The sequence below is a fragment of the Salinicoccus halitifaciens genome, assembly GCF_021026095.1.
Classification (GTDB): Bacteria; Bacillota; Bacilli; order Staphylococcales; family Salinicoccaceae; genus Lacicoccus; species Lacicoccus halitifaciens.
Genome location: NZ_JAJNCU010000001.1, coordinates 668,208 through 683,559 on the forward strand (window position 1 = coordinate 668,208; position 15,352 = coordinate 683,559).

At 45.4% G+C, this 15,352-nt stretch carries 20 protein-coding genes and 1 tRNA gene; 3 read left to right on the forward strand and 18 right to left on the reverse strand.

The genetic code is table 11. The features are described 5' to 3' along the window. The 9 genes from LPW40_RS03355 to LPW40_RS03395 form a co-directional block, all read right to left on the reverse strand. A complete protein-coding gene (locus LPW40_RS03355; RefSeq protein ID WP_230820806.1) occupies nucleotides 1-705 on the reverse strand; it encodes a uroporphyrinogen-III synthase in 705 nt (234 codons plus the stop codon). Further along, nucleotides 692-1,615, reverse strand: a complete 924-nt coding sequence (gene hemC / locus LPW40_RS03360; protein WP_230820807.1) for a hydroxymethylbilane synthase — start codon at nucleotides 1,613-1,615, stop codon at nucleotides 692-694. Before hemC ends, LPW40_RS03355 begins: the two co-directional genes overlap by 14 nt. Before the next feature lie 15 nt (nucleotides 1,616-1,630). Next, complete coding sequence (gene ccsA, locus LPW40_RS03365) at nucleotides 1,631-2,452, reverse strand: cytochrome c biogenesis protein CcsA (protein WP_230820808.1); 822 nt, start codon at nucleotides 2,450-2,452, stop codon at nucleotides 1,631-1,633. Nucleotides 2,453-2,469: 17 nt separating this feature from the next. Continuing rightward, the gene (gene hemA / locus LPW40_RS03370; RefSeq protein ID WP_230820809.1) at nucleotides 2,470-3,816 is read right to left on the reverse strand and encodes a glutamyl-tRNA reductase; all 1,347 of its coding nucleotides are present in this window, start codon (nucleotides 3,814-3,816) and stop codon (nucleotides 2,470-2,472) included. 117 nt (nucleotides 3,817-3,933) lie between these two features. Next, nucleotides 3,934-4,521, reverse strand: a complete 588-nt coding sequence (gene yihA, locus LPW40_RS03375) for a ribosome biogenesis GTP-binding protein YihA/YsxC (RefSeq protein ID WP_230820810.1) — start codon at nucleotides 4,519-4,521, stop codon at nucleotides 3,934-3,936. 57 nt (nucleotides 4,522-4,578) lie between these two features. After that, a complete protein-coding gene (gene clpX, locus LPW40_RS03380) occupies nucleotides 4,579-5,838 on the reverse strand; it encodes an ATP-dependent Clp protease ATP-binding subunit ClpX (protein WP_230820811.1) in 1,260 nt (419 codons plus the stop codon). A gap of 132 nt (nucleotides 5,839-5,970) precedes the next feature. After that, on the reverse strand, nucleotides 5,971-7,317 hold the full coding sequence (gene tig / locus LPW40_RS03385; protein WP_230820812.1) for a trigger factor: 1,347 nt from the start codon (nucleotides 7,315-7,317) through the stop codon (nucleotides 5,971-5,973). Nucleotides 7,318-7,402: 85 nt separating this feature from the next. Beyond that, entirely contained in the window at nucleotides 7,403-8,368 is a 966-nt protein-coding gene (locus LPW40_RS03390; RefSeq protein ID WP_230820813.1) for a hypothetical protein, read from the reverse strand. Then, entirely contained in the window at nucleotides 8,358-8,978 is a 621-nt protein-coding gene (locus tag LPW40_RS03395; RefSeq protein ID WP_230820814.1) for an NUDIX domain-containing protein, read from the reverse strand. Before LPW40_RS03395 ends, LPW40_RS03390 begins: the two co-directional genes overlap by 11 nt. A 196-nt stretch (nucleotides 8,979-9,174) precedes the next feature. On the opposite strand from LPW40_RS03395, the gene LPW40_RS03400 reads away from it, so the two are divergent. Further along, nucleotides 9,175-9,248: transfer RNA gene (locus tag LPW40_RS03400), tRNA-Arg, on the forward strand. A gap of 248 nt (nucleotides 9,249-9,496) precedes the next feature. On the opposite strand, the gene LPW40_RS03405 is transcribed toward LPW40_RS03400, so the two are convergent. Beyond that, nucleotides 9,497-10,192 (reverse strand): hypothetical protein, encoded by a 696-nt coding sequence (locus LPW40_RS03405; protein ID WP_230820815.1) that lies wholly within the window; start codon nucleotides 10,190-10,192, stop codon nucleotides 9,497-9,499. A 403-nt stretch (nucleotides 10,193-10,595) separates the two neighbouring features. Between LPW40_RS03405 and LPW40_RS03410 the strand changes: the two genes are divergently transcribed. Then, entirely contained in the window at nucleotides 10,596-10,829 is a 234-nt protein-coding gene (locus LPW40_RS03410; RefSeq protein WP_230820816.1) for a hypothetical protein, read from the forward strand. Nucleotides 10,830-10,946: 117 nt separating this feature from the next. Here LPW40_RS03410 and LPW40_RS03415 read toward each other — a convergent pair whose 3' ends face one another. From LPW40_RS03415 to LPW40_RS03430, 4 genes are all read right to left on the reverse strand, one after another. Continuing rightward, nucleotides 10,947-11,135 (reverse strand): hypothetical protein, encoded by a 189-nt coding sequence (locus tag LPW40_RS03415; RefSeq protein ID WP_230820817.1) that lies wholly within the window; start codon nucleotides 11,133-11,135, stop codon nucleotides 10,947-10,949. Between the two features lie 355 nt (nucleotides 11,136-11,490). After that, complete coding sequence (locus LPW40_RS03420) at nucleotides 11,491-11,685, reverse strand: CsbD family protein (protein ID WP_230820818.1); 195 nt, start codon at nucleotides 11,683-11,685, stop codon at nucleotides 11,491-11,493. Nucleotides 11,686-11,745: 60 nt separating this feature from the next. Beyond that, nucleotides 11,746-12,288 carry a GNAT family N-acetyltransferase gene (locus LPW40_RS03425; protein ID WP_230820819.1) on the reverse strand — a complete coding sequence of 181 codons (543 nt, stop codon included), beginning with the start codon at nucleotides 12,286-12,288 and terminating at the stop codon, nucleotides 11,746-11,748. Between the two features lie 16 nt (nucleotides 12,289-12,304). Continuing rightward, nucleotides 12,305-12,685 carry a thiol-disulfide oxidoreductase DCC family protein gene (locus LPW40_RS03430; RefSeq protein ID WP_330166167.1) on the reverse strand — a complete coding sequence of 127 codons (381 nt, stop codon included), beginning with the start codon at nucleotides 12,683-12,685 and terminating at the stop codon, nucleotides 12,305-12,307. A 17-nt stretch (nucleotides 12,686-12,702) separates the two neighbouring features. Here LPW40_RS03430 and LPW40_RS03435 point away from each other — a divergent pair, with 17 nt between their 5' ends. Next, a complete protein-coding gene (locus LPW40_RS03435; protein ID WP_230820821.1) occupies nucleotides 12,703-12,936 on the forward strand; it encodes a hypothetical protein in 234 nt (77 codons plus the stop codon). A gap of 42 nt (nucleotides 12,937-12,978) precedes the next feature. On the opposite strand, the gene LPW40_RS03440 is transcribed toward LPW40_RS03435, so the two are convergent. Genes LPW40_RS03440 through LPW40_RS03455 form a run of 4 tightly spaced genes read right to left on the reverse strand, consistent with a single transcriptional unit; the run spans nucleotide 12,979 to nucleotide 15,318 of the window. Continuing rightward, nucleotides 12,979-13,467 carry a YfcE family phosphodiesterase gene (locus tag LPW40_RS03440; RefSeq protein ID WP_230820822.1) on the reverse strand — a complete coding sequence of 163 codons (489 nt, stop codon included), beginning with the start codon at nucleotides 13,465-13,467 and terminating at the stop codon, nucleotides 12,979-12,981. A gap of 12 nt (nucleotides 13,468-13,479) precedes the next feature. Further along, a complete protein-coding gene (locus tag LPW40_RS03445; protein ID WP_230820823.1) occupies nucleotides 13,480-14,076 on the reverse strand; it encodes an XTP/dITP diphosphatase in 597 nt (198 codons plus the stop codon). 2 nt (nucleotides 14,077-14,078) lie between these two features. Next, nucleotides 14,079-14,882 (reverse strand): glutamate racemase, encoded by an 804-nt coding sequence (gene racE, locus LPW40_RS03450; RefSeq protein ID WP_230820824.1) that lies wholly within the window; start codon nucleotides 14,880-14,882, stop codon nucleotides 14,079-14,081. Continuing rightward, nucleotides 14,875-15,318 carry a MarR family winged helix-turn-helix transcriptional regulator gene (locus LPW40_RS03455; RefSeq protein WP_230820825.1) on the reverse strand — a complete coding sequence of 148 codons (444 nt, stop codon included), beginning with the start codon at nucleotides 15,316-15,318 and terminating at the stop codon, nucleotides 14,875-14,877. Before LPW40_RS03455 ends, racE begins: the two co-directional genes overlap by 8 nt. Nucleotides 15,319-15,352: the final 34 nt, after the last annotated feature.

The following is a 15,352-nucleotide window of genomic DNA, read 5'->3' on the forward strand; positions in this document are numbered from 1 at the left end:
TTACACCTCAAATTTTTCATTGATTAATTCATACATGCTCTCAAGCGTCGCCTTTTCCGGGGAGATGGACGGCACACCGTACTCATCCAGCTTTTCCTTCGTGACCGCACCGATCGATATGACGGGCTTCTCCTTCAGCAGTTCCGGTTCAATGTACTTCATGAACACTTTCACACCGGAAGGGCTTGAAAAAGTCAGGATATCGATGTCATCCATCTCTTCCCGGATTTTTTCCATGGACCCGACATTATCGACGGGCTCATATATGGAGAGCTTATCCACAGTCACCCCGTGGGATTCCAGATAATCCTTAAGATGGGGCCTTGCGGCCCTGCTTGTAGGGTACAGTACCCGTTCGACCCTTTCATCATGCAGCGGAAAATCTTCTATGAATCCTTCCTGTGTGTAGACGGAAGGTTCAAAGTCCACGGTATAGCCGTTATTGACGAGGACTTCCGTCGTCTTCTCGCCGATGCTCCCTATTTTGGAGAATTTAAGGTCTTCCATATACGGCAAGAAGAGCTTGACTGCATTTTTGCTCGTCAGTATCAGCCAGTCATATTCATGCTTTAAAAACGCTTCTTCAACATCAAGCGGCTGGATTGAAATCAAAGGGGCATGCATGACATTAAAGCGGTCACTGGTCACATTGAGCTTCGTCTGTGTGACCAGCACCGTCTTCTTCATTGCATTATTTTTCTTCATTGATTTTATCAATGATCTCCTTGGCACCGATCTTTTCCATTTCGTCAGCCACCAGATTGCCGAGCGCTTCAGGGTCCGTGCCGGATTTTTTGACGAGGTACTTCTCATTGCCGTCCTCCGACATGATCAGCCCGGTCAAATAAAGTTCGCCGTCTTCAAGTGTCGCATAACCGCCGATCGGCACCTGACAGCTGCCGTCCATGCGGCGCAGGAACGTCCTTTCTGCCGACGTGCAGATGGCATCCTCCTTCGAATGGACCGCCGCAAGCATTTCAGCGAGTTCATGGTCGTCTTTCCTGATCTCAATCCCGAGTGCACCCTGTGCAATCGCCGGGATGAACTCTTCGGCATCAAAGTACTCGGTCACACGGCTGTCGCCCCACCCCATCCGTTTAAGGCCGGCAGCTGCAAGGATGATCGCGTCATATTCACCGGATTCCATCTTTTTGATGCGGGTGTCGATATTGCCCCTCACCCAGTTGACGGTGATATCATCACGCATCGATTTCAGCTGGGCGGCGCGTCTCAGGCTGCTCGTACCGACGATGCTTCCGGAAGGAAGATCTTTGAACAGCACTTTGTTGTTGGAGAGGAAGGCATCCCGCATATCTTCCCGTTCAGGTATGCAGCCGATTTTGAACTGCTCGGGCAGCTGGCTCGGCACATCCTTCAGGCTGTGGATCGCCATATCGATCTCTTTATTTTCAAGCGCAAGCTCAATCTCCTTGACGAAGAGGCCTTTGCCGCCGACTTTTGACAGCTGCACATCCACGATGCGGTCACCTTTCGTCACGATTTCCTTGATTTCAAATTCTGCTTCCGGGAATTTCTCTTCAAGTGATGCGATGAACTGTTTTGACTGGGTCATGGCAAGTCCCGAACGCCTGGATCCAACGATAAACTTTCTCATTAAAATACTCCTTTTTTAAGTCCAAATATGGAAATTGGAAAATTGTGATACAAACAGATAATTGATCATGCAAAATATGAACAATCCAATGTTCAACATAGCAAATATATAAGTATTGCGCACTTTTTTCAAATGAATGAAGAGCGCGGCATATAAAAGCACCACAAATGAAGTGCCCATCACTTTAATGTCCCACATGATATCCACCCCGATGATCTGGATGCCCCAATGCAGTCCGAGCAGAATGCTGACCGTCATCGTCAAAAGCCCGATCACAAGGCTTCTGATCATGACCTTCTTTGCGGTCTCTATACTGAACAATGAAAAGAATGTGCGGTTGAAGCGCTTTTTCTTCAAATTGTCGTACTGTATCAGGTAGATCAGCGAATGCAGGGCCGACATGAAGAACAGCACATAGGCAAGCAGTGCGAGCCCGACATGGATGACCAGCAGTTCATTCATCAATACCGATACTTCGACTTCCCTTGAAAGCGGCTCGGGCTGGAATGTGAATATCGAAAAGAACAGGAAACTGAAGAATATGAATCCAAAAAACACCTGTTCGCTTTCATTCCTGTAATAATAGCTGATCCCGACGATCGATAACACAAGGGATAAAGTGAACATGCCCTCGTAAGTGGTGAATACCGGTATCCTCCCAAGGCTTATGATGATGTTGATGTAGGTCAAAAGATGCAGTGCCGTTGCTCCGGCGATTATATAAAAGGAAACCTTTCTGGCTTGGCGATTTCTTAAAGCTAAATCGTACGCCAGCACAGAAAGGCCCGTAAAGTATAAAAGCATTATAAATTCATTGATGCGGAAGACAATATCCATATTGGTCCCCACCCATACTATTCGAATGCGAGTTCTGTATTATTTTTTTGAGTCTCCTGTTGGTATTTCTTCATTTCTCTTTCTTTCACTTCGCTGACTTCATCTTCAATGCCGAACAGCGTTTCGATTTCCTTAAGTTTCTTCACTGCCTGCTTATCATCTGCGATTTCCTTCGTGTAGATGATCGGATCTTTCAGCATCTGGTTGATGATGCTCTTCATATGCTTACTGATGACCGTGCGTTCACGGTCCGTCATATCAGGCATCTTACGCTCCACACTCTTGAAGGTCTCTTCATGTATGTTGAGGGCCTTCGTCCTGAGCGCCTGGATGACCGGTGTCACACCGAGCATGTTGATCCAGCTTTCGAAGTCATCCTGTGCTTTCCTGATCATTGCCTCGACCTTCTTCGCTTCCTGCTGGCGGGTTTCGAGGTTCGAATCGATCAGTCCCTGCAGGTCGTCCACGTTGTACATGTAGACATTTTCATACTGATGGGTCGCAGGTTCGATATCCCTGGGCATCGCAATGTCGATCAGTATCAGAGGACGGTTCGCCCTTCTCTTCTGGATACTGTCGATGAGATCTTCAGTGATGACGTAATTCCTCGAGGAAGTGCTTGAAAGCACGATATCCGCATCCATCAAATAAGCTTCGAGATGCTCGATGGTATCGTATGTGCAGTCATATTTATCAGCGAGTTTTTTTGCATTGTCAAGGGAGCGGTTGACGATCGTGATGTCTTTAATGCCGTTCGAAGTCAGGTTGATCACCGACTGTTCGGACATTTCGCCTGCACCGATGACGAGGGCTTTCGTATCCCTTTTCTGATCGATGATCTTGTTGATCAGCTGTACAGCAGCATAGGACGTCGAGATCGCATTTTTTGAGATATCCGTATCATTGTGCCCTTTTTTAGCCACAGTTATCGCCTCTTTGAATAACTTGTTGAATATCGTCCCGGTCGTCTTTTCATTCTGCGCTTTGATGAATGCATCGCGTATCTGGCCAAGTATCTGGGTCTCCCCGAGAACCATCGAATCAAGACCTGCCGTCACATAAAACAGATGCTCAACCGCCTCTTCCCCGACTTTCACATCGATGATCTTCTTGATCGTCTCAAGGTCCACTTCGAACCATTCAGCGAGGAAGTTCTGGGCATAGTATTTACCTGTATGCACCTGATCACTCACAATGTAGACTTCGGTCCTGTTACATGTGGACAGAAGCACCGTTTCCAAAATACTTTTTTCCGACCGCAGTTTGTGCAGCGCGTCTGTCAGTTCCACTTCATTGAACTGGACTTTTTCACGTTCTTCAACTGTCGCTTTTCTATAATTTAAACTCAGCGATATTACGTGCATCAAATTTCCTCCTACCACCATTATACGTAAGCAATAATAATACTAATTGTAACAAAAAAACCATGTCATTTCTATATAACATGGCTGAAATCCTATATTATTTAAAATTGTTCTAATCTAGACATAATTGCTCAATGCTTCATAAACTTTCGGCAGGTTCTTTTTATCGACGGCGGAGAAATCGATGATGATATCTTCCGGTTCGACTTCAAGTGTTTCCCTCACGACCTTCAAATGCTTCTGCACTTTGCTTTTCGCAATCTTATCGGATTTCGTGCAGATGAGGATGACCGGGATTTCCAGGTGTTTCAGGAAATCATACATCAATATGTCATCCTGCGTCGGCTTATGCCGCAGGTCGACCAGCTGGACCACCGCCTGGAGTTCTTCCCTCTCAGCGAGGTAGGATTCGATCAGCTGCCCCCATTTCTCGCGGCTCGTCTTGGACTGCCTGGCATAGCCGTAGCCCGGGACATCGACAAAGATGAACTGTGAGTCCACATCATAAAAATTCAGCGTCGCCGTCTTCCCCGGCTTTGAAGAGGTCCTCGCTATATCTTTACGCCCGCAGACCGCATTGATGAAGGATGATTTACCAACATTCGAACGACCGCTCAGCGCGATTTCCTTCATATTGCCGTCCGGATACTGGGAAGGATCCATCGCCGAATACATGAATTCGATATTGTTCGGGTTTATTTTCATAATCTGTACTCCTCATGAAAAAAGCTGTCTGGGAGTCAGACAGCTCTTCTATTTCTATTATGCACTTTTACGATCGATGTAGACTTCTTTGCCGTCTGCATCATAAAGCAGCGGATCGCTTTCATCCATGATCGTATCTCTGGTGATTTTGACTGTTTTGATTTCTTCATTGGAAGGTACGCTGAACATGATGTCGACCATGCGCTCTTCAATGATGGAACGGAGGCCGCGTGCACCTGTTTTACGTTCGATGGCAAGCTCGCTGATTGCATCGAGTGCATCATCGTCGAATTCCAGATTCACTTCATCGATTGCAAGCATTTTCTTGTACTGCTTGACGAGTGCGTTCTTCGGCTCTGTAAGGATGGATTTGAGTGCATCCACATCAAGTTCTTCAAGGTGGCTGATGATCGGCACACGTCCGATGAATTCCGGTATGAGACCGTAGCTTTGAAGGTCTTCCGGACGTACATTGGATAGTATCGCATCTTTGTCATCGAGGGTCGATGAAGGTCCGCCGAAGCCGATCACTTTCTCACCGACTCTGCGCTTGATGATCTCGTCCATGCCGTCGAAGGCACCGCCCAATATGAACAGGATGTTTTTCGTATCGATCTGGATCGATTCCTGGTTCGGGTGCTTCCTGCCTCCCTGAGGCGGCACGCTTGCAGTCGTCCCTTCAAGAATCTTAAGGAGCGCCTGCTGTACACCTTCACCGGAAACGTCACGTGTAATTGAAGTATTCTCACTCTTGCGTGCGATTTTATCAATTTCGTCGACATAGATGATGCCCTGTTCGGCACGTTCCACATCAAAGTCTGCAGCCTGGATCAGGCGCAGCAGTATGTTCTCCACGTCGTCACCGACATAACCTGCTTCTGTGAGGCTTGTCGCATCCGCAATCGCAAATGGTACATCCAAAGTGCGTGCGAGCGTCTGGGCCAGCAGTGTTTTACCGCTGCCGGTCGGGCCGATCAATGCGATATTACTCTTGGAAATTTCCACATCATCGTCACTGCTTTCCTGGTTGATGCGTTTATAATGGTTATAAACTGCAACACTCAAAGCACGTTTCGCCTTATCCTGCCCGATGACATAGTCATTCAGAGCTTCAAGGATCTGCTGAGGCTTCGGAAGCTCCGTGAAAATCGCCTTATGCTCGGTCTTCAGCTCTTCTTCTATAATTTCGTAGCATAATTCTATACATTCATTACAAATGTACACGCCGCTGCCTGCGATCAGTTTCTTTACCTGTTCCTGATCTTTACCACAGAACGAACATGTTAAATTTGTATCATCTTCATTAAATTTGATCATCTTAACACCTCTTTTATCATTGTCGTAAACTATACTAGAATTCAGGCTTGAAATCAAATGAATGAACTTGCAGGCACTGATGCCAATAGCTCTGCAACTGGACGTTGCAGAGCTATTTTCATTCAGGCGGTTTTACTTTTCTTCTTCAGTTGATTCTTCGGTCTCTTCTGACTCACTTGCCTCACCTTCTGTTGGTTCTACAAGTTTGGCATTGTCCACAAGTACATCGAGCGCCTTCTGGACTTTGATATCATTCTCAAGCATTGACAGGTCGCCTAAAGTTGATTTGATGTCTTCAACTTTGATGCCGAACTGTTCGCTCATTTTCTCAAGCTCTTTATCAAGGTCTGCTTCTGCAACTTCGATGTTTTCATCAGCTGCAATCTGCTTCAGTGTGAGGTTCGTTTTAACACGGTTCTCCGCATCTTCTTTCATTGTCTCGCGAAGTGCATTTTCATCCTGGCCGGACAGCTGCTGGTACATTTCAAGGTTGATGCCCTGCTGGGACAAGTTCTGTTCGAACTCCTGAAGCATTCTGTCAAGCTCAGTGTTGACCATTGCCTCCGGAACGTCGATTTCAGCATTGTCACTCGCTTTGAGGAGAAGTTCTTCCTTCATGGCGACATCCGCCTGGTTTTCTTTAGCTTCTTTAAGGTCTTTTTCAACTTTGGCTTTCAGTTCATCCACAGTTTCAACACCCTGGTCCAGCTCTTTTACAAGATCATCGTCAAGTTCAGGTGTTTCCTGCACTTTGATGGAGTTGATCTTAACTTTGAACGTCGCAGGCTTTCCAGCAAGCTCTTCAGCCTGGTAATCTTCAGGGAAAGTCACTTCAACATCTTTCTCATCTCCGACTTTAAGGCCGATGAGCTGCTCTTCGAAGCCGCCGATGAATGAGCCGGAACCAACTTCAAGGTCGAATCCTTCAGCTTTTCCGCCGTCGAACTGTTCGCCGTCCATATAGCCGTCGAAGTCCAGGTTCACTGTGTCGCCGTTTTCCACTTCGCCGTCATCTTTGACGACCATTTCCGCCTGATGCTCGAGCATATGACCGATTTCATGGTCAACGTCCGCCTCAGTCACTTCCGTCGACAGTTTAGTCGCTTCAAGACCTTTGTACTCGCCGAGTTTGACTTCAGGCTCGACAGTCACTTTCGCCGTGAATACAAGATCTTTGCCCTTTTCCATTTCAACGATATCCACTTCAGGCTGATCAACAGGAGTAATACCTTCTTCATCAACAGCTTTAGCATAGTTTGGTGAAAGGACGATATCCAGTGCGTCCTGGTATAAGGACTCTACACCAAAACGACTTTCAAACATTTGACGCGGAACTTTCCCTTTTCTGAAACCTGGAAGTGAAACATCCTTGGAAACTTTCGCAAATGCTTCATCCAATGCCTGATTGAATTCCTCTGCAGGTACTGTGACCGTCAGAATTCCTTCATTACCTTCTTGCTTTTCCCATTTTTGAGACATAGTGTAATTCCTCCGTTAATACATTTTTTTCATAACCAGTTTAGTATAACACAATAGTTTTCCTTATCCAACAATTGACTTATTTTTATGTTTCACTCGTCGTGACGAGGCGTTCCATCTCGTCTATCCATTGGTAGACGTCACTTCCTGCCGTGTACGGATGATTCATATTCAGCAAATCCAGTATATACTGAAGATAGCCTTCAACCAACTCTTCCGCCTCGAAATCCGGCTCTTTCGGATAACTGAATATTGCGTGGCTCGTCATCAGCAGCGCCGCCTCGCTGACGATCTGCGGCGCCCTTGATTCAAGCTCATCGATCACTTCAGGTTCCACATCCTTCATCAATGTGATTTCCTCAAGCGACGGCAGATCGGCAGGCACGACCTCAACAGGTTCATCGAACTTATGGTGCCGCACCTTCTTGTTGTAACCGATCTCCTTCAAATAAAGCAGCATGAAGGTGACGATATCCTTATCACTGATGTTCTCCAGTTGCTCCAGGACGAAATCCTTATACCTGATGTCTTTTTCATCAGCAAAAGTACTGAACATCCGGAGTATCTCCTGGTGCGACATCTCATCGAGATTGATATCCTCCTGAGAGGACCGCTCTGCATCATCCACATCCCCGCTCCGCCTGTACTGGAGTTCATCGATCGCTTTTTTCGCCTGATGCCTGATGGCCGCAATCTCGATCCGGAAGCCCTGTGGCAATTTCTCCTCCATCAGATGGTCTGAGAAGTTGATGACTTCGTAATACCTCTCCTGCCTGCTGAGCGCCTTCAGCAATTCAATCATATGAGTTTCATAGTCGCCCGACCCTTTATTCAGCTGCATCAGTGAATAATCCACGACGTCATCATGCTCGCCGAGCGCATCCATGGCTTCGTAGAACATCTCTTCCAGGCTGGTTTCTGGCGGGGCCATTTTGATGAAATGATGGTAGTTTTCGCGGAAAGCTTCGAAATCTCCGTCTTTGAACATCCTGACCAGATCCTTCTCAGCCTTCTTCAGAAAACGATGGTGGGTAGTTATCTTATCTGCCATAAGCATCACGAATGATCAGTTCGCTCCACGACTCATAAGGCGACAGATCCGGCAGATCATCATTGCTGATCCACTTCAGGGATAACGTGTCGGCCTCCATGTTGGAAACACTCCCTTTATCCACCGAGACTTTCAGCACCAGCCCGATATGCACCCTGCCGACCTCGTTATCGTCGTCGTTGATCAGACCCATGATTTCAATGTTCCTGATATCATCACCGGAGAGGCCCACTTCCTCTTCAAGCTCACGCCGGGCATTGATGGATAACTTCTCATCAATATCATCCGCATCCTCTATATCATTCATATGACCGCCCACACCGATCGACAGAAGACCATGCAGCCGCTCTTCACCACCGCCGCCAAGTCTCTCATAGACCAGCGTCTCTTTACCGCCTTCGGAAGATATGATCACATAGCTGATCAGCTGCTTGTAGGAAGGGTCCTCCTCCATATCACCGCGGCGTTTCACTTCGAAATTATTGAAAGTGCCAACGATCGGCTGATAACGCCCGTCATTCTTACCGATGAAACCGTTGAAGGCATTCTCCTCAGAGTTAAACAACTCTTCCCGCGGCACTACTAGAATCTGTTCATCAAATTTACTCATATACTTTCTCCTATTTATATTTCACTCACAATCATTCTATTAAAGTCACCATTACTTGTAAATCAAATAATGAGGATAATCGACCGGCGGCGTTTTGTAAAGCATAATGGGATGATGTAATAAAACACCTTTAAAATTAAAAATTGATTTGACTTATATAACCGACTTTGATTATAATAGAATTTGTCTTAATTAAGTCCTGGTAGCTCAGCCGGATAGAGCAATGGCCTTCTAAGCCATCGGTCGGGGGTTCGAATCCCTCCCAGGACGCTACTTATATATTGAATGAATTTAATCCCCGTCAAACTTTGGTTTGGCGGGGTTTTCTTATGTTTTCAGAAATGACTTAAAGTGATTAAAGGTGAGTGTGATTGTCAATATAACTTATACCATAGCGGAGTATTGGAATTTAACTTGTAAAATAAAGTCATTAATAACCAAAAACTACTTCCTAGATATTATATAATAAAGCAGCTTTGAGTTTAGTAGGTATATTGGTAAGGAATCATTGGTGGGTGTCATGAATAAATTTCTTCTCTAAATTTATTATCTATTTCACGAATGATATTATTGATTTCTTTTAAGTCGTTTTCGAAGTAATGACTTAACTCTTTTTCTAGACCAGTATATATTTTATAGCAATCGTTTTCACCATTACTAACAGCTTTATAATACGAGTGATCAATTTTATCAATTAAGCTTTCTGATTTTCGTATCAAATCAGCAAATAGCTTACCTTCATCATCACTTAGTAACCTCTCTCTATTCGACACATAATTATTTAAATCGATTTTTCTTTCTAGCATCAAATTAATAAAATGATTGAAATTGACCGTGCACCTTCTATCAGAGTTTACATCGTAGGCCATTTTAACTTGTTTGAACTCTTCATCGCTAAGGTTTTCAAAGAATTGCAAATTGTCTTTTGAGTGAAAAGCTTCTTCAATCTTAGTGGTAGCTAGCCACTCTGGATTTTCGAATGATTTTATAGTACCTTCTAACTCTTTCATTTTTGCGTATATATCTGAATAAACTTCAAACCTACTGTCAAAAAGAGCTTTTTGTTTATAAGATTGTAATTCGATTTTTTCTGATACCCTTTTATCACTTCTACTAATAAATGATTTGAATAAAGTTTTACCAATGAACACTAATGTTGCTCCTAAAGCTCCGGCTAAACCCGCTGGCCCAAATAGTTCTGACAGTACCTCCATAGTGCCCTCTCCCCCTAACACTCCCAATCATATCAAAAAAGCTGCCCCAGTTGGATGGCTTAATCTAATTTAGGAGGACACATTCATGCTGGAATCTGTCGAGAGGATGAAGTGCATATACCACAACGTTTTACCTGCAATTCTACAGACCGGGGGTGAATCGCATTATGAAACTCTAATATTTCAAGTTTATCTAGTCTTTCAAGAACATGTATATCTCTTTGGCAAGTTAAGGGACGAGCTACGGACATACAGCAATTATAATCTCAAACTATCAATGTGTCTTTTCGTGTCTTTTCATGTCTTTTCATTTAATCGGAGATAAAAGGCTACTTTATATAGTAATCAATGATATCACCCCCTTTTTCTTTGTTATACTCTCATTAGGAAGGTGGTGTGAGCAATGCATTTAAAACAATACAGCAAATCTCAAATAACCAAAGCAACCAAAAAGCTGGAAAGCATCAATAAAACCCCATGCTGTGAAACCCCGGATAAAGAAGTGATGCCGGAGATCACACAGCTGATCGCAAAGACCGACCAATCACAAATCATCGGTATGGATATGATGACGATAAAATGTAATCACTGCGGTCTGGTTGAGCAATATGACCCTGTGATCCTTGGGGCCGAATAACTGAATGACTGATATTAGAAGTTACAGGTGTGACTTCTTCATTTATATTTGATTTTTTCAAACTCTGGTAAATTTTTATTTATCAGGGTTTTTCTTTTTGTGAGCTTAAGCTTTTTATTATTCTATGATTGTATGTTTGATATTGTATTGCAACAGTACATGCGTCACTGCGCCTTCATCTGTACTGATGTTCGTCTCTTCCACATGGACATCGTAGCCGCATTCAGAAATATTATACTCCCCTGCTTCAATTTTCCCGATTAATGATTTCAGTTCCTCGACTGCTTTCTTTTCCAATTCATCCATATAGTCACTCCTAAATTAATTGCGATCCAATTGACGGACGAGCCTAACTGTAAAAATTTCGTTTATGCTCGTATTTCCAACAAGAAAAACGAGCATGTCTCGCCGAAATCCAGAGATACTCGAATTTCCCCTCTCGGAAACGAGCAACTCTTACATATTGTCATGGATGCTCGTATTCAGCCTGTTAAAAACGAGTATAACAGCCATATACACAGAGTTGCTCGGATTCACAATAAGAAAAACGAGCATATCCCCTCAAAACTTGAATATGCTCGTCCCCTGCCTCACCACGAGCCCGCCGCCATAGAAAAAAGCCGCCGAAATTTTACATTCCAGCGGCCTTCAATCATTTCCATTACTTTTTATCACCTTTGGTGAATTTATCGATTGTTTCGTTCGTCTTGTTCTTGGCTTTATCCACGAATTCTTTCGCTTTACCGGCGTTTTTATCTTTCTTGCCTTCGGATTCCATATCCTTATCACCTGTCGCGTTGCCGATCGTTTCTTTTATATTGCCTTTTTGCTGATCGAATTTGCTGTCTTCTGCCATATTATACACCCCTCTGTTTAAGTTAAGTATCAATACCACCAATCAGAGGGGATGAAACATTCAGTACGGCCATTCGCTCTTCAGCATGCGGTACAGTATGCAGTCGTGGTAGTGATCATACAGGAATTCGTATTCCTTCATGGTGCCTTCCGGGGTGAAGCCGAGGGCCTCGGGCAGTTTCCGGCTCCTCAGGTTCTTCTCACCGCAGATGATTTCAATGCGGTTCAGCCCGACTTCCTTGAAGCCGTAGTCCGTGAGCCCCTTCACCGTCTTCATCATCAGGCCTTTGCCTTCATATTCCTGCGCGAGCCAGTAGCCGATTTGTGCGCGCCTCGAGTTCGGTTCGATGGTCGTGAATCCGCACATGCCAATGAACTCGTCATGATAAAACAGCCCGAGTTCCATCCCCGTCCCCATTTCAATATTCTGCTGCCATGATTTGATCACTGACAGGTAACTGTGCGGCGATTTCGTGTAATCCAGCCACGGCAGCCATCTTTTCAAGAACACCCTGTTTTCATCCACCACATCATATATCTTCTTGCGGTCCCTTTGATGAATCTCCCTCAGTTCGAGATCATCATCTATTCTTATCCTTATCATTGCCTCACTTACTTTCTTATGATGAAATAATTCTTTTTCTCACCGTCGGATTGATTTCGCAGGAATCTCCCCTGTTCACACGGTACCTGTTTCGTGCGATGAAATCATACAGGCGGTTCCTGAAGCAGACCGGCACGGCTTTGAAGATGCTGAAGGCTTTAAAACCGACCGCATCGTTCATCACTTCGATGACCGCATTGCTTTTCATATATAAATCATCCGAATAATACACTACAGAATCGATTTCTTCTGGTAGAATATCATCAAGTTCTTTTATGGACGCAAAATAAATCCGCTCTTTTTTATCAAGCCTGACGATTGTTTTCGCAAACGTGTTGCACATTATGCAGTCGTCATCAAAATATAAAATATTGATAATAACACCCCTCAATCTCAAAGTTAGCAGGTGATTTCATGAACCAGTCCATCCGTATTTTCCTGTCGACATATTTCATTTTCATTGCGCTGCTTTATCTCGCAATGCGTTACAGCACATTCAGCATGAACCCGATCCTGTATACACTCATGGCCTCACTGCTCATCATTGCAGTGATTATACTTTATGTGAAAGGTCAAATCGAGCCCGACATCTTCACGGTGAGCATCGTCGTCCTGCCGGTATTGATGATGCTCAGCCTCGCCGTATAATAAAAGAAGGAAAATAACATGGTGTTATTTCCCCTCCCGGTTTCACAGTTCCAGAAGATTGACTTCTTCGAACTTCTCGTGTTCCCTGTTGTAGAATTCAACCCTGTCATCAGCAGTGTCCAGTACGCAGTAGCTCGCTTCCCACTCGCCCTTCGGCTTTGAGATGCTGCCGGGGTTGATGCAGTAGACGCCGTTGATGTTTTCGGCGAGGGCGATATGCGAATGGCCGTAAAGAGCATATTTCGCCTTGAATTCCAGCGCACGCTCGCTCAGCACTTCCCTGTCCGGCTTGATGTTGTAGAGGTGACCGTGGGTCAGGAAGATGTTCGTATCCTCATCAAAGGACTCGACGGGGAATCTGCTGTCATTGTCCACATTGCCGCGCACTGTATTGAAATCCTTCAGTTCTTCATTTTCATAAGTGAATTCGCTGTCACCCAGGTGGATGTTCAAGTCGCCGCCATTATGGTCCAATGCACTTTTAACGATGCCTTCTTCTCCATGATTGTCACTGACGATTAAGACTCTCATTGACATTCTCCTTTAATATGAAGTTAATTTTTCAAAGACTTCCTCATCATTCATCAATTGCTTCAAAGCCTTGCTTCTATGACTGATTTCCCCTTTTTCCTCACTGTTAATCATTCCGAGGTGGATGCCCTCATCCGTCCTGAACAAAGGATCGTAGCCGAAACCTTCCGTCCCGTGGGGTTCTTCGAGGATCTCCCCGCTCAATATACCCGTGTAAGTCCTTGTTTCCTCACCGGGTATGCTGAGTGCGATGACACATGTGAAGTGTGCTTTCCTGTTTGTCTCACCGGCCATCTCTTTAAGCAGCTTTTCATTATTTTCTGCATCCGTCGCATACTCACCCGCATACCTTGCCGAATAAATACCCGGTGCCCCGTTAAGTGCATCAACCGACAGGCCGGAGTCGTCGCTGATGACGGGCAGTCCGAGCGCCTGTGACGCCGCCTCGGATTTCAGAACGGCATTGCCGCTGAAAGTATCCGCCGTTTCATCCACTTCAAAATCCGGTATGAGTGTTTTTATGCCGACCACTTCATAACCTTTGAATACGGCCTTGAAGTCGTTGATTTTTCCTGCATTCCCTGTTGCGATAACAATTTTCCCTGTCATATCTACACCTTCAATTCTATTTCTTTCATGTCATACTTCAATTCAGGCAGCCAGTCCCGCAGGATATACTTGAAACGGCTGCTGTCCCCGTTGATCAATATCGTATGCGTCACCTCACCGGCAGGCGGCCTGAGGATCTTCTGGTAGTTCAGCATCGAACTCACCTCACGTGCCGTTTCATACCCGGAATCTATGACCGCTTTCCTGCCCTCAAAATACCGTCTGATGCTTTCTTTCAGCAGGGGATAATGCGTACAGCCCAATATCACAGTATCCGCATCACTGTGCATATGGGCTTTCAGTGCCTGATGGATGACGATGCCGGTGACGATATCATCCTTGTAGCGCAATTCCTCCACCAGGGGAACAAAGGCCGGGCATGCCTGGCTGGTCACTTCGAAATTCTGGTTCAGCCTCATGATTGCGTCCGGATACGCATTGGATTTGACGGTGCCTGAAGTCGCAAGGACAAGCACTTTCCCATTGCGGCTGTGCTGGATGGCACTCCTTGCGCCGGGGCCGATCACGCCGATGACCGGTATTTCCAGTCTTTCCCTTAATATCTCCAGGGCGGCTGCCGTTGCCGTATTACAGGCGATGACAAGCATTTTGATGTCTTTTGCCACCAGATATTCCGCCACCTGGATGGTGTATGCCCTCACCGTCTCCAGGTCCTTTTCGCCATAGGGACATCTTGAAATGTCCCCGAAGTACAAAATCCGTTCGTTCGGCAGCTGCCGCGTGATCTCCCTAACGACGGTCATTCCCCCGACCCCTGAATCCATCACTCCGATCGGCCTATCCATGCGTCCTCTTTTCACTTTCCCGCAGGATGGACTCGAGCAATTCCGGAAGCAGTTCCATCTCATCCTTATCCAGATGTGCAGTGATATCACGTATATAGGAAATGCGCTTATCGATCACTTTACGTATGACCTCTTTGCCTTTCGGCTCCATCTTGACCAGCACAAGGCGCTTGTCTTTCTCGGATTTATAGCGTTTGACGAGATTCTGGTTTTCGAGTTTGTCAACGATGTCGGTGGTTGTGGAATGGGCCAGATACATCCTGCTGGACAGTTCCCCGATCGTAATGCCTTCCTTGTCACCGACCCACTGCAGCGCGACAAACTGGGGCGGGGATATTTCGTATTCATTCAATATTTCACGGCCATGAGCTCTCACGTGCACTGAAATATACCTGATAGATTTTTCTATGGAAATGATCAAATCTTTATCTGCCATTCATTCCAGTCCTCACTCTGATTTTCTTTTAATT

What these genes read in the sequence shown, in the direction of transcription:
- LPW40_RS03355 (WP_230820806.1), bottom strand. Translation starts at nt 705, where the DNA reads ATGAAGAAAAATAATGCAATGAAGAAGACGGTGCTGGTCACACAGACG.
- hemC (WP_230820807.1), bottom strand. Translation starts at nt 1,615, where the DNA reads ATGAGAAAGTTTATCGTTGGATCCAGGCGTTCGGGACTTGCCATGACC.
- ccsA (WP_230820808.1), bottom strand. Translation starts at nt 2,452, where the DNA reads ATGGATATTGTCTTCCGCATCAATGAATTTATAATGCTTTTATACTTT.
- hemA (WP_230820809.1), bottom strand. Translation starts at nt 3,816, where the DNA reads ATGCACGTAATATCGCTGAGTTTAAATTATAGAAAAGCGACAGTTGAA.
- yihA (WP_230820810.1), bottom strand. Translation starts at nt 4,521, where the DNA reads ATGAAAATAAACCCGAACAATATCGAATTCATGTATTCGGCGATGGAT.
- clpX (WP_230820811.1), bottom strand. Translation starts at nt 5,838, where the DNA reads ATGATCAAATTTAATGAAGATGATACAAATTTAACATGTTCGTTCTGT.
- tig (WP_230820812.1), bottom strand. Translation starts at nt 7,317, where the DNA reads ATGTCTCAAAAATGGGAAAAGCAAGAAGGTAATGAAGGAATTCTGACG.
- LPW40_RS03390 (WP_230820813.1), bottom strand. Translation starts at nt 8,368, where the DNA reads ATGGCAGATAAGATAACTACCCACCATCGTTTTCTGAAGAAGGCTGAG.
- LPW40_RS03395 (WP_230820814.1), bottom strand. Translation starts at nt 8,978, where the DNA reads ATGAGTAAATTTGATGAACAGATTCTAGTAGTGCCGCGGGAAGAGTTG.
- LPW40_RS03405 (WP_230820815.1), bottom strand. Translation starts at nt 10,192, where the DNA reads ATGGAGGTACTGTCAGAACTATTTGGGCCAGCGGGTTTAGCCGGAGCT.
- LPW40_RS03410 (WP_230820816.1), top strand. Translation starts at nt 10,596, where the DNA reads ATGCATTTAAAACAATACAGCAAATCTCAAATAACCAAAGCAACCAAA.
- LPW40_RS03415 (WP_230820817.1), bottom strand. Translation starts at nt 11,135, where the DNA reads ATGGATGAATTGGAAAAGAAAGCAGTCGAGGAACTGAAATCATTAATC.
- LPW40_RS03420 (WP_230820818.1), bottom strand. Translation starts at nt 11,685, where the DNA reads ATGGCAGAAGACAGCAAATTCGATCAGCAAAAAGGCAATATAAAAGAA.
- LPW40_RS03425 (WP_230820819.1), bottom strand. Translation starts at nt 12,288, where the DNA reads ATGATAAGGATAAGAATAGATGATGATCTCGAACTGAGGGAGATTCAT.
- LPW40_RS03435 (WP_230820821.1), top strand. Translation starts at nt 12,703, where the DNA reads ATGAACCAGTCCATCCGTATTTTCCTGTCGACATATTTCATTTTCATT.
- LPW40_RS03440 (WP_230820822.1), bottom strand. Translation starts at nt 13,467, where the DNA reads ATGAGAGTCTTAATCGTCAGTGACAATCATGGAGAAGAAGGCATCGTT.
- LPW40_RS03445 (WP_230820823.1), bottom strand. Translation starts at nt 14,076, where the DNA reads ATGACAGGGAAAATTGTTATCGCAACAGGGAATGCAGGAAAAATCAAC.
- racE (WP_230820824.1), bottom strand. Translation starts at nt 14,882, where the DNA reads ATGGATAGGCCGATCGGAGTGATGGATTCAGGGGTCGGGGGAATGACC.
- LPW40_RS03455 (WP_230820825.1), bottom strand. Translation starts at nt 15,318, where the DNA reads ATGGCAGATAAAGATTTGATCATTTCCATAGAAAAATCTATCAGGTAT.